Consider the following 15,215-nt stretch of genomic DNA (forward strand, 5'->3'; position numbering starts at 1 on the left):
CCATACTCCTGGGCGATTTGATTGATGGTCTTCATCCCGCCGAGCGCCTCCAGCCCCACCTTGGCCTTGAACTCCGGCGGATGAACTCTGCGTTTTTTTGATTCAGTCATTGGTAACCCGTTTTTTTTGGATAGTGTCCCACTTAAACACCTGTCCCAAATTCGGGGTCCACTTCAGGGGGTGGCGATCAGGCGCTGATGCCCGCTGGCATCCAGTGCTGCGGCAGCAGCTCGTCGATGCGGCTGTTGGGCCAGGTCGGCAGCTTGTCCATCACGTCCTTGAGGTAGGCGTGGGGATCGTGGCCATTGAGCTTGGCCGACTGGATCAGGCTCATCACCGCGGCAGCGCGCTGGCCGGCGCGCAGTGAGCCTGCGAACAGCCAGTTCTTGCGGCCCAGGGCGACTGGCCGGATTTGGTTCTCGATCCAGTTGTTGTCGATCGGTAATTGCCCATCGTCCAGGAAGCGCGTGAGCGCCTGCCAGCGCCGAAGGCTGTAGTCCATCGCTTTGGCCGTGGCCGAGCCCTCGGGCACCTTGGCGCGGTGCTCGGTCAGCCAGTTGTAGAGCTTGTCAATGACGGGCCGGCTTTGCTGCTGGCGTATGCGCAACCTCTCATCGGCACTTGCGCTGTGCCCCTGCCGTTCGATTTCGTAGAGCTGCCCGATGAGCAGCAGCGCTTGTTCGGCAATCTGGCTCTTGCTGGCCGCGCGCAGTTCGAAGAATTTGCGCCTGGCGTGGGCCCAGCAGCCTGCCTCGGTGATGCGCTCACCCATCAGTTGCTTGTAGCCGGAGTAGTCGTCGACCACCAGCGTGCCTTGCCAGTCCTCAAGGAAGGCCTTGGCGTGACTGCCGGCGCGGCTTTCGCAGAAGTTGTAGACCACCGCCTTGAGCTCTTCGTGCTGGCTGGGCGTGTAGGCCCACAGGTAAGCCCGATGGGTCTTGCCGTTGCGCTGGCTGGCCGGCTTGAGCATTTGCGCCGGCGTCTCGTCGGCATGGATGACGCGGTGGCCAAGTACCGCCAGGCGCAGCGCATCGACCAGCGGCTGCAACTGCACGCCGCAGTTGCCCACCCACTGCGCCAGCGTCGAGCGCAGGATCGGCACCCCGGCGCGGGCGTAGATGCCCTCTTGGCGGTACAGGGGCAGGTGATCGGCGTACTTGGCCACCAATACTTGGGCCAACAAACCGGTGGTGGCCAGGCCTTTGTCGATGATGTGCGCATCGACCGGCTGTTGCTTGAGTGTGCTGCAGCAGGCGCAGACCCATTTGCCGCGCACATGGCGGTGTACCGTGAACACGCCGGGCTGATAGTCGAGCTTCTCGCTGGCTTCCTCGCCCATGCGGGTCATGGGCTGGCCGCAGCACTCGGTGTTCTCGAGCTCGTGCACAAACTCCTGGCGCGGCAGATGCTCTGGCAGCGGCAGGCGTTTGGGCTGGCGCTTCTCGGTGCCCTCGGCGCGTTCGGCCGGCGCTCGCAGCTGCTCGATCTCTTGACCTACCGCTTGCAGGTCTTCCTCCAGCGATTCTTGAAGCAGGCTGCGCTGCTCGGCGTTCAGTGCCTCGGTCTTGGCGGCAAACTTCAGCCGCTTGAGAACGGCCATCTCGTAGGTGAGCTTGTCCAGCAGGGCCGTCTTGTGTTTGAGCTCGCGGGCCTGGCGCTCCAGGACGATGGCCTGCTGCTGCGCCAGCGCAGTCTGTTGCGCGAGCCTCTCAAGCAGCTCCTGCACCACTTGACGCGCTGTGGCGTCCAGGTTGTGCAGATCGAGCGATTCAGACATTGCCATGATCGTCGCTCATCGCCGCGCTCTTGCCCATTGGCGCATTCACGCATTGAACAGCCGTGCGTGCGCCTTCAAGATTCACACCATGGTGATCACTGCGCTCGGCCCCAGCCCTTGCCAGGGCAGGCCGATGAGCAGCGCCTGCAGCTGCTCGGCGCTCAGTGTGGCCCGCGCGCCGTGCGTTGAGTCACCCCAGGCAAAGCGACCCCGGTTGAGCCGCCGGGCCGCCAGCCACAGGCCAAAGCCAGCGTGCACCAGCACCTTCATGCGGTTGCTGCGGGCGTTGGCAAACAAGTAGGCGTGGTGGGGGTGAGCCGCGCCAAAGACCTGCACCACCCGCGCCAGGGCTTTGTCAAAGCCCGCGCGCAAGTCCAGCGGCTCGGTGGACATCCAGATCGCGTCAATGCGAATCACCGCAGTAGCTCACGCAGCAGGGCCGCACACTCAGGCGCCGGGCACCGAAAGTTGACCACCCAGTCCGCACGCTCAAGTCGGATTTGCAGCAGCGTCTGCGCGCCACCAGCCTGGTCGCCCGCAGTGCCTACCGGCAGCGGTACTGCAACAAATGCGGCTGGCTCGCCCTAGCTGACGCTGAGCCTGAAAGCCTGGTCCTGCCGCGCCTCCCGAATCCAGCGATGCACCATGTTCGAGTGCAGCCCATGGGCCAAAGCAACACCGCCGACGCTGGCGCCAGGCTGCATGCACTGAGCGACAACCTGCGCCTTCAAAGGCTTGCTGCACTCACGCCGGCGAGGCCGGCCATCGTTTGAAAACTGTTCCATCGTCTCCACGATCCTCCAATCATGTACACGATGCCCGCTTCATCGGGTGGGCTCAAGATGGGTTCGCCGGACGGATACGTTTCAGCATCGATCTAAGGGCAATCAAACGTTCGAAATACTGTACAAGGGACAAAGGAGTCCCTGCCCTGGATTTGGGGGTGGGGGTGGGGGTACGGTGGAGTCAGCCTGGGCTGGAAATTCGGAAGGCGCCGGTTGAGCATCCAAGTCCAGCACTCGCTATAGCTAACCCATGCTTCCCAAGTAGAGCGTCAGCCCATGAGGAGGCCACAGCACTCAATCCTCAAAAATCTCTGAAGAGCCCCAAAACAGTTGGGGGCAAGGAACTTCAAATCTGGCGTTTTCACCACCGTAAAAGTGAAACCTTTTGGAGATCCGAAATCAGGCGTTTAGGACACTTTTAGGACACCACAAAGAAAAAAGCACCTTGAGTTTCCTCTAAGTGCTTGATTTCATTGGGAATTTTGTGGTGGGCGATGCAAGTTTCGAACTTGCGACCCCTGCAGTGTGAATGCAGTGCTCTACCCCTGAGCTAATCGCCCAACGCCTCTCAGCGAAGACCAACATTATTGCATGAAAAATATGAATAACTGGCGCCTGGCAAGCAAGAATTGACGCCTCAAGCTGACGCAACTTGGGTTTGGCGCCAGACAGTTTGCCCACCGCTGGATTTGTCGAGTTGGGTCAAAACATCTTCATGGACAGCAAGTTCTTGCGCGTTGGCCAAAATGATCGGCAAGGTGAATTGGCTCAGGTCAACTTGGACCGTCACAGTTTGCGAATCGCTGGGGGCGTCGCCCGCGTCAATCAGCAGGGCTTCCTGGCCGCGCGTCATGTTGATGTACACATCGGCCAGCAACTCGGCATCCAACAATGCGCCGTGCAGGGTGCGACCCGAGTTGTCGACCTCCAGACGATCACACAGAGCATCCAGGCTGTTGCGCTTGCCTGGGAACATTTCCTTGGCCATGGCCAAGGTGTCAATCACGTTGTCCACATAAGCCTTAAGCGGCTTCTTGCCTACTCGCTCGAGTTCCTTGTTCAGAAAACCGATGTCAAACGCAGCGTTGTGGATGATGATTTCGGCGTCACTGAGGTAGTTCAAAATTTCTTCAGTCAGCTCGGAAAATTTGGGTTTATCACGCAAAAATTCATTGCTGATACCGTGCACCTTGAGGGCATCTTCGTGGCTGTCGCGCTCTGGGTTGAAGTAAAAATGCAGGTTATTACCCGTGAGCTTGCGGGCATACAGTTCAACGCAACCGAGTTCGATGATGCGGTCGCCACCTTCGGCTGACAGGCCTGTGGTTTCGGTATCTAAAACGATTTGACGCATGGTCTTATTGCTTCGCAGTTCAGTGAAGTTCTTTGGCGTGGTTGATGGTGTAACGCGGAATCTCGATCACCAGATCCTGCTTGGCCACAAAGGCCTGGCAACTCAGGCGAGAGTTGGGCTCAAGGCCCCACGCACGGTCAAGCAGGTCTTCTTCTGTCTCTTGCATTTCGTTCAGGCTTTTGAAGCCCTCGCGCACGACCACATGGCAAGTGGTGCAAGCCGCGCTCATGTCGCAGGCGTGCTCAATGTTTATTTTGTTGTCCAGCAGTGCTTCGCAAATGCTGGTGCCTGCAGGCGCGGTAATTTCTGCACCGCTGGGGCAGTATTCTGGGTGAGGAAGAATTTTGATAACGGGCATAGATGTCTTTTGAAATCGAGTCAGGTCAGGCTTTTACAAGGCCTGGATATTTTGGCCAGCCAAAGCTTTTCGGATGCCGTGGTTCATGCGCTCTGCGGCAAAGGCTTCTGTGCCTTTGGCCAAGGCCTGGGTGAGGTCTTCCAAAGCTTGGGCGTCTTGCTCGATTTGTACCGCGGCTTGCAAAGTGGCCATCAGGGCGTCAATGGCGCTGCGCTCATCGGCTTGCAGCAAGTGGCCATCTGATTGGAGAGCGCTGCGCGAGGCCAGCAGCATGCGGTCGGCGTCCACCCGCGCCTCAACCAACGCTCTGGCCTTCATGTCGGCTTGTGCTGTGGTGAAGCTTTCTTGCAGCATGGTGGCGATCTGATCGTCGCTCAAGCCATAGGAGGGCTTGACATCGATGTGCGCTTCCACGCCACTGAGTTGCTCTTTGGCGCCCACGCTCAACAGACCGTCAGCGTCCACCGTGAAGGTCACGCGGATACGGGCGGCGCCAGCGGCCATGGGCGGAATGCCACGCAACTCAAAACGGGCCAGACTGCGGCAGTCTTGCACCAGATCGCGCTCCCCTTGCACCACATGCAGGGCCAGCGCGGTCTGACCGTCCTGGTAGGTGGTGAAGTCTTGCGCCATGGCGGTGGGGATGGTCTGGTTGCGCGGGATGATGCGCTCGACCAGTCCACCCATGGTCTCGATGCCCAGTGACAACGGGATCACATCCAACAAAAGCATTTCGCCAGCAGCGTTGTTGCCTGCCAACTGGTTGGCCTGGATGGCAGCGCCCAGGGCCACGACTTCGTCGGGGTTGAGGTTGTTCAGCGGGGCCTGGCCAAAAAAGTTGGCTACAGCCTGCTGAATTTGCGGCATGCGTGTGGAGCCGCCAACCATGACCACGCCTTGAATTTCTTCTTTGGTCAGTTGGGCATCACGCAGCGCTTTTCGCACAGCGGTGATGCAGCGGGCCGTGAGGGATTGTGTCGCTAACTCGAAGTCTGCTCGGCTCATGTGCACAGACAACTTGCCTGCCGACAAGGGCACATCCAGCGAAGCCGCATCGGCGTTTGTCAAAGCCTCTTTGGTCGCACGAGAAGCCGCCTTAAGCAGCGTTTTATCTTCTGCAGTCACTGCCAACAATCCAGGCTGAAGCGCCAGCGCAGCATCGGCCAGAGCTTGATCGTAGTCGTCACCACCCAAAGCAGAATCGCCGCCCGTGGCCAGCACCTCGAACACGCCTTGTGTGAGGCGCAAAACGGAGATGTCGAACGTGCCACCACCCAGGTCGAACACGGCGTAAACGCCTTCGCTTGCATTGTCCAGACCGTATGCAATGGCAGCGGCAGTGGGCTCGTTGATGAGGCGCAAGACATTCAGGCCCGCGAGTTGAGCGGCGTCTTTAGTGGCTTGGCGCTGGGCGTCGTCAAAGTAAGCGGGGACGGTGATGACCGCGCCGTAAAGGTCGTCGTTGAACGTGTCTTCGGCACGGTAGCGTAAGGTGGCCAGAATTTCGGCGCTGACTTCCACTGGTGATTTGGGACCTTGCACGGTCTGTATGCTCAGCATGCCCGTATCACTGTCTGTGAACTGGTAGGGTAATTTGCTGCGGTCTGCGATATCCTTGAGGCCACGCCCCATGAAGCGCTTGACAGAAGCGATGGTATTGACCGGGTCGGTGGCTGCGGCCTGCACCGCATCGAACCCGATCTGTCGGCCCTGTCCGGGCATGAAGCGCACGACCGAAGGCAGGATCACACGGCCATCGTCGTCCGGCAAACACTCGGCCACCCCACTGCGCACCGAGGCCACCAAGGAATGCGTGGTGCCAAGATCAATGCCCACGGCAATGCGGCGTTGATGAGGATCGGGCGACTGGCCCGGTTCGGAAATTTGCAATAACGCCATGTTCTGTCGGTTCAGGTCAATTCAATCGGTCAAGTTTATCGTTCACTTCATGCATGAAACGGTCAATGAACATCAGTGCCCTCACCTGCCCCACGGCCAGTTCGGGTTTTTTGGCCTGGTCAAGCAGGTCGGCCAGTTCCAGCTCAACCCGGTGCTGCTCGGCGCTGACCTGATCCGCCAGGGCTTCCAAACCCTCCGCACTTTCGGTGTCTTCCAGGTCTTCACGCCAAGCCATTTGCTGCATCAAAAAAGCAGCTGGCATGGCGGTATTGTTTTCAGCCTGCACAGGAGCGCCTTGCAGCTCGCACAAATAAGCTGCGCGTTTGAGCGGATCTTTCAGTCTCTGGTAAGCCTCATTGATGCGCACCGACCACTGCATGGCCACACGCTGGGCGGCAGCGCCTTCGGCGGCAAAGCGGTCAGGGTGGGCTTCACGCTGAAGCAGCTTCCAGCGGGTATCAAGCAGTGCCCGATCCTGGGCAAACTGCACAGGCACATCAAACAGCTCGAAATCGTTGGCTTGCAGGCTGATCACACGCGAAACGATTCGCCGCAACCACAGCGGTCACGTTCGTTGGGGTTGTTGAAGCGAAACCCCTCATTCAAGCCTTCACGCACGAAGTCGAGTTCGGTGCCATCGATGTAGGCCAAACTTTTCGGGTCGACCAGCACCTTGACGCCATGGCCTTCAAAGACCACGTCTTCAGGGGCGATGTCGTCCACATACTCCAGCTTGTAAGCCAGTCCAGAGCACCCAGTGGTCTTGACCCCAAGGCGCACACCGACACCCGAGCCACGCTTGGCAAGGTAGCGGGTCACATGCCGGGCTGCGGCAGCAGACAGTGAGATGGCCATGTCAGTTCAGGTGTTTCTTTTTGTAGTCATCCACAGCGGCCTTGATGGCATCTTCGGCCAGGATGGAGCAGTGGATCTTGACGGGCGGCAGTGCCAGCTCTTCGGCGATCTGGCTGTTTTTGAGAGCCGCCGCTTCGTCGAGGGTCTTGCCCTTGACCCATTCAGTGACCAGCGAGCTGGACGCAATGGCCGAGCCGCAGCCGTAGGTCTTGAAACGAGCATCTTCGATCACGCCGGTTTGCGGGTTGACCTTGATCTGCAGCTTCATCACGTCGCCGCATGCGGGCGCACCGACCATGCCCGTGCCGACGCTGTCGTCGCCCTTATCAAAAGAGCCGACATTGCGGGGGTTTTCGTAGTGATCAACCACTTTTTCAGAATATGCCATGGTGTTTTCTCCTTAAGTCAGATGGGAACAGCGTCAAAAATCTGTCCCGCAAAGTCGTCCATTCAATGGGCTGCCCACTGAATGGTGCTCAAATCGATGCCGTCCTGGTGCATTTCCCACAAAGGGCTCAGCTCGCGCAGTTTGGCTACGTTCTCGCGGATGGTTTTGATCGCGTAGTCGATGTCTTCTTCGGAAGTCCATCGGCCAATCGTCATGCGCAAGCTGCTGTGCGCCAACTCATCGCTGCGGCCCAAGGCGCGCAGCACATAGCTTGGCTCGAGGCTGGCCGAGGTACAGGCCGAACCCGACGACACAGCCAGACCCTTGATGCCCATGATCAGCGACTCGCCCTCGACGAAATTGAAGCTCATGTTGACGTTGTGCGGCACACGCTGGGTGGCGTGACCGTTCAGAAACACCTGCTCCATGTCACTCAGTCCGTTGATCAGTCGGTCATGCAAGGCGCGGGCCTTGGCGTTGTCCTGGGCCATTTCCAGCTTGGCAATGCGAAAGGCCTCGCCCATGCCCACGCACTGGTGTGTAGGCAGGGTGCCCGAGCGCATGCCGCGCTCATGGCCTCCACCGTGCATTTGCGCTTCCAGGCGCACACGGGGCTTGCGGCGCACGTACAGCGCGCCAATGCCTTTGGGGCCATAGGTTTTGTGCGAGGCCAGGCTCATCAGGTCGATGGGCAACTGGGTCATGTCGATCTCGATCTTGCCCGTGGCTTGCGCGGCATCGACGTGAAAAATGATGCCTTTTTCACGGCACAGATTGCCAATAGCGGTCACATCCTGAATCACGCCGATTTCATTGTTCACGAACATCACGCTGATCAAAATGGTGTCCGGGCGAATCGCCGCCTTGAGCGCGTCCATATTGAGCAGACCATCGGCCTGCACATCCATGTAGGTGACTTCAAAGCCTTGGCGCTCCAGCTCTCGCATGGTGTCGAGCACAGCCTTGTGCTCGGTCTTGACGGTGATCAGGTGTTTGCCGCGTGATTTGTAAAAATGCGCTGCGCCCTTGATGGCCAAATTGTTGGACTCGGTGGCACCGCTGGTCCAGACAATTTCACGGGAATCGGCACCGATCAGCTCAGCCACGTTTTCACGGGCTTTTTCGACGGCTGCTTCGGCCTCCCAGCCCCAGGCGTGGGTGCGTGATGCGGGGTTGCCAAAGTGTTCCCGCAACCAAGGAACGATGGCGTCCACTACCCGAGGGTCGCAGGGGTTGGTGGCGCCGTAATCAAGATAAATGGGGAAGTGAGGAGTGGTCATGGTAAGTACTGCTTTTGAATCAGGATTTGGCAAACACGTTGCCCAGGTCGAACACTGAATTGGGGCCTGTCAGGCGTATGGGCTTGCTGATCGGCATGGGGGAGATGGCGCGGCGCAAGCTGGGCTTTTGCTCGACCACCAGGCCTTTGGCCAGTTGGTCATCCACCAGCTTTTGCAGCGAAACCGAGTCAAGAAATTCCACCATTTTGGAATTGAGCGAAGCCCACAAGTCATGTGTCATGCAACGACCTTCGCCGCCATGACAGTTTTCCTTGCCGCCGCAATGGGTGGCGTCAATGGGCTCGTCCACCGACAAGATGATGTCAGCAACGGTGATCTCGGTGGATTTGCGGCCCAAGGTATAGCCACCGCCAGGGCCTCGGGTGGACTCGACCAGGTTGTGGCGACGAAGCTTACCGAACAGCTGCTCGAGGTAAGACAATGAAATCTGTTGGCGCTGGCTGATGGCGGCCAATGTCACTGGACCCGCGTCCTGGCGCAAAGCCAGGTCGATCATGGCGGTAACGGCGAAACGGCCTTTGGTGGTTAAACGCATGGCAGACTCCTGAAGTAGATGAAACTTGATCGTTCACCTGCTTGAACAGGTTCCCGACTAAACAACTCAAGTATAAATCAATCCCGATTAAATCAGTCAAGTAAAGGGGTTATTCAGGCCCGGATCAAGGGCACGATGTTGTCGCCCCCAACAGCACCGAAAGCCTGCTCTTTCAAGATTCCCAGTTGGTCGCGCACCTGAGCGGCTTTTTCAAATTCCAGATTGCGGGCGTGCTCCATCATTTGCTTTTCAAGTTGCTTGATGGCCCTGGCGATGTCTTTTTCGCTCATGTCCTCTATCTTGGCCTTTTGCAGGGCAGCCTGCTCCAGGCGTTCGGCCTCATTGCCAGACTTTTCGCTGTAAACACCGTCAATCAAATCCTTGACCTTTTTGACGATGCTTTTCGGCGTGATGCCGTGTAGCTTGTTGTGCTCGATTTGCTTGATGCGGCGACGTTCGGTCTCACCCATGGCTTTTTTCATCGACTCGGTGATGCGATCAGCGTACAAAATGGCACGGCCATTGATGTTCCGAGCCGCCCGGCCGATGGTCTGGATCAGGCTGCGCTCGGCGCGCAAAAACCCCTCTTTGTCGGCATCCAGAATCGCCACCAGCGAGACCTCGGGAATATCCAGGCCTTCTCTTAACAAGTTGATGCCCACCAGCACATCGAAAGCGCCCAAGCGCAGATCGCGCAAAATTTCAACCCGCTCGACCGTGTCGATGTCGCTGTGCAAATAGCGAACCTTGACGCCGTTGTCACTCAGGTAATCGGTCAGCTGTTCGGCCATGCGCTTGGTCAGGGTGGTGATCAGCACACGCTCGTGTTTCTCGGCGCGGATGCGGATTTCCTGCAGCACATCGTCCACCTGGTGCGTGGCCGGACGAACCTCAACCTGCGGATCGACCAGCCCCGTGGGGCGCACCACCTGCTCGACGACTTTGCCGGAATGGGTCTTTTCGTAATCGGCAGGCGTGGCAGACACAAAAATGCACTGGCGCATGCGCTTTTCAAACTCTTCAAATTTGAGCGGGCGGTTGTCGAGCGCGCTGGGCAGCCTGAAGCCGTACTCCACCAGCGTGGTTTTGCGCGCCTTGTCGCCGTTGTACATGGCATTGAGCTGGCCAATCATCTGGTGGCTCTCGTCCAAAAACATGATGGCGTCTGCAGGCATGTAATCGGTCAGCGTGCTGGGCGGATCGCCTGGTGCCGCGCCCGACAGATGGCGGGTGTAGTTTTCAATGCCCTTGCAGTGACCCACTTCGGAGAGCATTTCCAAATCAAACCGCGTGCGCTGCTCCAGGCGCTGAGCCTCCACGAGCTTGCCCATGCCCACCAGCTCTTTCAGGCGCTGAGCCAGTTCCAACTTGATGGTTTCAACCGCAGCCAGCACCTTGTCTCGCGGGGTGACATAATGGCTGGACGGGTAGATCGTAAAGCGAGGGATTTTCTGGCGGATGCGCCCGGTGAGTGGGTCGAACAGTTGCAGACTTTCGATTTCGTCGTCAAACAGTTCAATGCGGATCGCCAGTTCGGAGTGCTCTGCCGGGAAAACATCGATCGTGTCACCCCGCACCCGGAATTTTCCGCGGCTGAACTCCATGTCGTTGCGCTGATACTGCATTCGGATCAGCTGTGTGATCACATCGCGTTGGCCCAGCTTGTCGCCGGTGCGCAGCGTCATGATCATGCGGTGGTAACTTTCGGGCTCACCAATACCGTAAATGGCCGACACTGTGGCCACGATCACCACGTCACGGCGCTCCATGATGCTTTTGGTGCAACTCAAGCGCATCTGTTCAATGTGCTCGTTGATAGCGCTGTCTTTTTCAATGAACAGATCGCGCTGGGGTACATAGGCCTCAGGCTGGTAATAGTCGTAGTAACTGACGAAATATTCGACCGCATTCTTGGGGAAAAACTCCCGAAATTCGCTGTACAGCTGGGCGGCAAGCGTCTTGTTGGGTGCAAAAACAATGGCGGGGCGCCCCAGACGGGCAATCACATTGGCCATGGTGAATGTCTTGCCCGAACCAGTCACACCCAACAGGGTTTGAAACACCTCGCCGTCGTGAACGCCTTCCACCAGTTGATCGATGGCCGCCGGCTGGTCGCCCGCTGGCGGGTAGGGCTGAAACAGCTCGAATGGCGAATCGGGATAGCTTAAAAACTGTCCCTCGGCATATGGATCAGCTTCAGACACAGATTCAACAACTGAGACTTTGGACACATTGGACATCTTGGGTAAACAACCTCTGGTCAAACCCGGCGGGCAGACCGTTAAAATCAGGGACAACCCGAAAGCCTAACCGAGGATCGGGATTCCTGCCACCCATGAACAATCCGAGGACTTTCCATGTCTCTGTTTTCCGCCGTCGAAATGGCCCCACGCGATCCGATTTTGGGCCTGAACGAACAGTTCAACGCCGACACCAACCCCAAAAAAGTGAATCTGGGCGTGGGCGTTTACTACGACGACAACGGCAAACTGCCTTTGCTGGAATGCGTGCAAACCGCAGAAAAAGCCATGATGGCCAGCCCCTCTGCGCGTGGCTACCTGCCGATCGACGGCATCGTGGCTTATGACAACGCTGTCAAGGCGCTGGTGTTTGGTGCCGAATCCGACGTGGTCAAGTCCGGTCGCGTGTCCACCGTGCAGGCCATTGGCGGAACTGGTGGCCTGAAGGTTGGCGCCGACTTCCTGAAAAAAATCAGCCCCAACGCCACGGTCCTGATTTCTGACCCAAGCTGGGAAAACCACCGCGCCATTTTCATGAATGCCGGTTTCAAAGTGGACACCTATGCCTACTACGATGCCGCCAAGCGCGGCGTGAACTTCGAGGGCATGCTGGCCAGCCTGAGTGCCGCAGCCCCGGGCACCATCGTCGTGCTGCACGCCTGCTGCCACAACCCGACCGGTTACGACATCACCGATGCGCAGTGGGACCAGGTCATTGCCGTGGTCAAAGACCGTAACCTGACCCCTTTTCTGGACATGGCCTACCAGGGCTTCGGGCATGGCATTGCCGAAGACGGCGCCGTGATCGGCAAATTTGTGGCTGCGGGGCTGAACATTTTTGTCTCTACCTCGTTTTCCAAGAGCTTCAGCCTGTACGGTGAGCGCGTAGGCGCCCTTTCAGTGGTCGCCTCTGACAAGGAAGAGGCTTCCCGCGTGCTGTCGCAGCTCAAAATTGCGATTCGCACCAACTACTCCAACCCGCCCATCCACGGTGGCGCAGTGGTCGCCGCCGTGCTGACCAACCCCGAATTGCGTGCACTTTGGGAAAAAGAACTGGGCGAGATGCGTGTTCGCATCAAGGCCATGCGCCAAAAGCTCGTGGACGGCCTCAAAGCCGCTGGCGTGACGCAGGACATGGGTTTCATCACCCGCCAGATCGGCATGTTCAGCTATTCCGGCCTCACCAAAGACCAGATGGTGCGTCTGCGCAACGAATTCGGTGTGTATGGCACCGACTCAGGCCGCATGTGCGTGGCTGCGCTGAACAGCAAAAACATTGACTACGTCTGCGCCTCGATTGCCAAAGTGGTTTGACTTGACTGACATCAAGCTTGCAGCCGCCCCAAACGGGGCGGTTTCTTTTTGGTCGGTCCGGAATGTGACTCCCGATTAGGGTTGGTACTCCAAAAATAAGCACTTGAGTCCTGTAGTATTGCTGCACCGCACCATATTGCACCCCACGGAAACTGCCACATGCTTTACCAGATCTTCGAAACACAACGCTCGATCATGGAACCTTTTTCCGATCTGGCACAGGCTGCGGCCAAGCTGTACAGCAACCCCCTGAACCCCATCGCTCAAACGCCTTTGGCGCAACGTGTATCCGCCGGGTACGCCCTGATGCACCGCCTGGGCAAAGACTATGTCAAACCAGAGTTCGGCATTCGGACCGTCAAGATCAACAAGACCGACGTGGCGATTCACGAGCGCATAGAGATTGACAAGCCCTTTTGCGAACTGCGCCGCTTCAAGCGTTTTTCGGACGATTCGGCCACCCTGACCCTGCTCAAGGCCCAGCCTGTCGTGCTCATCGTTGCCCCCCTGTCAGGTCACTACGCCACCTTGTTGCGCGACACCGTCAAAACCATGCTGCAAGACCACAAGGTCTACATCACCGACTGGAAAAATGCCCGCTTGGTTCCCATGTCCGAAGGTGAATTTCACCTGGACGACTACATCAACTACGTACAAGAATTCATCCGCCACCTGCAGGCCACTTATGGCCAATGTCATGTGGTGAGCGTTTGCCAGCCCACCGTGCCCGTACTGGCTGCAGTGTCTCTGATGGCCGGCCGTGGCGAAAAGACCCCGCTGACCATGACCATGATGGGTGGTCCGATCGATGCGCGCAAATCGCCCACCTCGGTGAACAACCTGGCCACCAACAAAAGCTTTTCCTGGTTTGAAAACAATGTGATCTACCGAGTACCGGCCAATTTTCCGGGTGCAGGGCGTCGCGTTTACCCTGGCTTCTTGCAGTACACCGGCTTTGTGGCCATGAACCCCGACCGCCACGCCACCAGCCATTACGACTACTTCAAAGACCTGATCAAGGGCGACGACGCCAGCACCGAAGCCCACCGCAAGTTCTACGATGAGTACAACGCTGTGCTCGACATGGACGCCGATTACTACCTGGAAACCATCCAGACCGTGTTCCAGGACTTCAAGCTGGTCAACGGCACCTGGGACGTCAAGGGTGTGGATGGCCGCGTGGAGCGTGTGCGCCCCCAAGACATCAAGCACACAGCCTTGCTGACCGTCGAAGGTGAGCTGGACGACATCTCAGGCTCTGGCCAGACACGTGCTGCCCAAGACCTGTGCAGTAGCGTGCCGGCCAGCGAACGCCAACACTTGGAAGTGGAAGGCTCTGGCCACTACGGCATCTTCAGCGGACGTCGCTGGCGCGATATTGTGTACCCCCAACTGGTCAAGTTCATCAAGAGCCATGAAGCCCAACCGTCGCGCAAAACAGCCTCGATTGTCAAGTTGACACCGGTTGCAGCACCCAAGTCTGCGGCCCTGAAGACCACCAAATCAGCGCAAGCAGCAAGCACACCAGCGGCCAAGGCCAGCAAAAAGCCCGCCGCCAAAGCGGTTGTGGTCAAAGTCCCTGCAAAGGCCGCCAGCAAGGTCACTGCAGCGAGCAAGCCCAAGGCATCGGTCAAGACCACTTGGATCGAGCCGAAGAAAAAAGCCTGAGGTTCATGCCCGCTTCGACAAGATCAGCGCCTGAAACCCGGGCGCTTTTTCTATTGCTCAACGACGCACTGCCTCAGACGCAGTGCACACGTTGCGGCTTCCCTGACTGCGCCAGTTACGCCCTCGCCATGGCGGAAGGGCAAGCTTCCATCAACCAATGCCCACCCGGCGGCCAAACGGGCATTGAGCGGCTTGCAGCGCTGACGGGTCACCCGGTCATCCCCCTCAATTCCGAACACGGCACCGAAGGCCCGCGCCGGATGGCCATCATCGACGAGGCTTGGTGCATCGGTTGCACGCTGTGCATCAAGGCCTGCCCGACCGACGCGATATTAGGTGCCAACAAGCTGATGCACACCGTGATCGAGCCTTGGTGCACAGGTTGCGAGCTGTGCATCCCGGTATGCCCGGTAGACTGCATTTCATTGGAAAACGTGACCGGCAAAAGCACAGGCTGGGCAGCCTGGTCTCCAGCAGAAGCCGAAACGGCCCGCCAGCGCTACCAAGACCGCAAATCGCGCATGCAAACTGAGCTGCAGGCGCACAACGCACACCAGCAGGCCCAGGTCGAAATGAAACTGGCCGATCTGCCCACCCACACCAAGATCGACTCAGGACCAGGCGCCCAAACCGAAATCGACCGCAAGCGCGCAATCCTCGAAGCCGCGCTGGCCAAAGCCAAGGCACGCAAGGGCCCGGCCTGAGTGCCAGCACCAAGGGCAATGGGGTGCCATACCTTCG

The 15,215-nt window shown here is 58.3% G+C and carries 15 protein-coding genes and 1 tRNA gene; 3 read left to right on the forward strand and 13 right to left on the reverse strand.

Annotation, left to right across the window (positions count from 1 at the left end):
• Positions 1-187: 187 nt before the first annotated feature.
• The 13 genes from B9Z45_RS09295 to uvrB form a co-directional block, all read right to left on the reverse strand.
• Positions 188-1,777, reverse strand: a complete 1,590-nt coding sequence (locus B9Z45_RS09295) for an IS66 family transposase (RefSeq protein WP_108406947.1) — start codon at positions 1,775-1,777, stop codon at positions 188-190.
• An 81-nt stretch (positions 1,778-1,858) separates the two neighbouring features.
• A complete protein-coding gene (gene tnpB / locus B9Z45_RS09300; protein WP_146180904.1) occupies positions 1,859-2,194 on the reverse strand; it encodes an IS66 family insertion sequence element accessory protein TnpB in 336 nt (111 codons plus the stop codon).
• 167 nt (positions 2,195-2,361) lie between these two features.
• Positions 2,362-2,562 (reverse strand): transposase, encoded by a 201-nt coding sequence (locus tag B9Z45_RS17605; protein WP_108406949.1) that lies wholly within the window; start codon positions 2,560-2,562, stop codon positions 2,362-2,364.
• A gap of 485 nt (positions 2,563-3,047) precedes the next feature.
• Positions 3,048-3,122: transfer RNA gene (locus tag B9Z45_RS09310), tRNA-Val, on the reverse strand.
• A gap of 77 nt (positions 3,123-3,199) precedes the next feature.
• The gene (dnaQ, locus tag B9Z45_RS09315) at positions 3,200-3,916 is read right to left on the reverse strand and encodes a DNA polymerase III subunit epsilon (protein ID WP_108406950.1); all 717 of its coding nucleotides are present in this window, start codon (positions 3,914-3,916) and stop codon (positions 3,200-3,202) included.
• A 19-nt stretch (positions 3,917-3,935) separates the two neighbouring features.
• The gene (gene fdx, locus B9Z45_RS09320; RefSeq protein WP_108406951.1) at positions 3,936-4,274 is read right to left on the reverse strand and encodes an ISC system 2Fe-2S type ferredoxin; all 339 of its coding nucleotides are present in this window, start codon (positions 4,272-4,274) and stop codon (positions 3,936-3,938) included.
• Positions 4,275-4,307: 33 nt separating this feature from the next.
• Positions 4,308-6,173, reverse strand: coding sequence for a Fe-S protein assembly chaperone HscA (hscA, locus tag B9Z45_RS09325; protein ID WP_108406952.1), 1,866 nt, complete (start codon positions 6,171-6,173; stop codon positions 4,308-4,310).
• 16 nt (positions 6,174-6,189) lie between these two features.
• A complete protein-coding gene (gene hscB, locus B9Z45_RS09330; RefSeq protein WP_199221878.1) occupies positions 6,190-6,705 on the reverse strand; it encodes a Fe-S protein assembly co-chaperone HscB in 516 nt (171 codons plus the stop codon).
• The gene (gene iscA, locus B9Z45_RS09335) at positions 6,705-7,028 is read right to left on the reverse strand and encodes an iron-sulfur cluster assembly protein IscA (RefSeq protein WP_108352478.1); all 324 of its coding nucleotides are present in this window, start codon (positions 7,026-7,028) and stop codon (positions 6,705-6,707) included. Before iscA ends, hscB begins: the two co-directional genes overlap by 1 nt.
• Position 7,029: 1 nt before the next feature.
• Positions 7,030-7,416, reverse strand: a complete 387-nt coding sequence (gene iscU, locus B9Z45_RS09340) for a Fe-S cluster assembly scaffold IscU (protein ID WP_019429402.1) — start codon at positions 7,414-7,416, stop codon at positions 7,030-7,032.
• A gap of 62 nt (positions 7,417-7,478) precedes the next feature.
• Entirely contained in the window at positions 7,479-8,696 is a 1,218-nt protein-coding gene (locus tag B9Z45_RS09345; RefSeq protein WP_108406954.1) for an IscS subfamily cysteine desulfurase, read from the reverse strand.
• A gap of 19 nt (positions 8,697-8,715) precedes the next feature.
• The gene (iscR, locus tag B9Z45_RS09350) at positions 8,716-9,252 is read right to left on the reverse strand and encodes a Fe-S cluster assembly transcriptional regulator IscR (protein ID WP_108406955.1); all 537 of its coding nucleotides are present in this window, start codon (positions 9,250-9,252) and stop codon (positions 8,716-8,718) included.
• Between the two features lie 113 nt (positions 9,253-9,365).
• Positions 9,366-11,492 carry an excinuclease ABC subunit UvrB gene (uvrB, locus tag B9Z45_RS09355; RefSeq protein ID WP_108406956.1) on the reverse strand — a complete coding sequence of 709 codons (2,127 nt, stop codon included), beginning with the start codon at positions 11,490-11,492 and terminating at the stop codon, positions 9,366-9,368.
• 117 nt (positions 11,493-11,609) lie between these two features.
• Between uvrB and B9Z45_RS09360 the strand changes: the two genes are divergently transcribed.
• From B9Z45_RS09360 to rsxB, 3 genes are all read left to right on the forward strand, one after another.
• Positions 11,610-12,806: an amino acid aminotransferase gene (locus B9Z45_RS09360; RefSeq protein WP_108406957.1), complete on the forward strand. Its 1,197-nt coding sequence runs from the start codon at positions 11,610-11,612 to the stop codon at positions 12,804-12,806.
• A 159-nt stretch (positions 12,807-12,965) separates the two neighbouring features.
• Positions 12,966-14,474 (forward strand): polyhydroxyalkanoate depolymerase, encoded by a 1,509-nt coding sequence (locus B9Z45_RS09365; RefSeq protein ID WP_108406958.1) that lies wholly within the window; start codon positions 12,966-12,968, stop codon positions 14,472-14,474.
• A 5-nt stretch (positions 14,475-14,479) separates the two neighbouring features.
• Positions 14,480-15,178 carry an electron transport complex subunit RsxB gene (gene rsxB, locus B9Z45_RS09370; RefSeq protein WP_108406959.1) on the forward strand — a complete coding sequence of 233 codons (699 nt, stop codon included), beginning with the start codon at positions 14,480-14,482 and terminating at the stop codon, positions 15,176-15,178.
• Positions 15,179-15,215: the final 37 nt, after the last annotated feature.

Origin of the sequence: Limnohabitans sp. 2KL-17 (assembly GCF_003063415.1) — a bacterium.
GTDB lineage: Bacteria > Pseudomonadota > Gammaproteobacteria > Burkholderiales > Burkholderiaceae_C > Limnohabitans_A.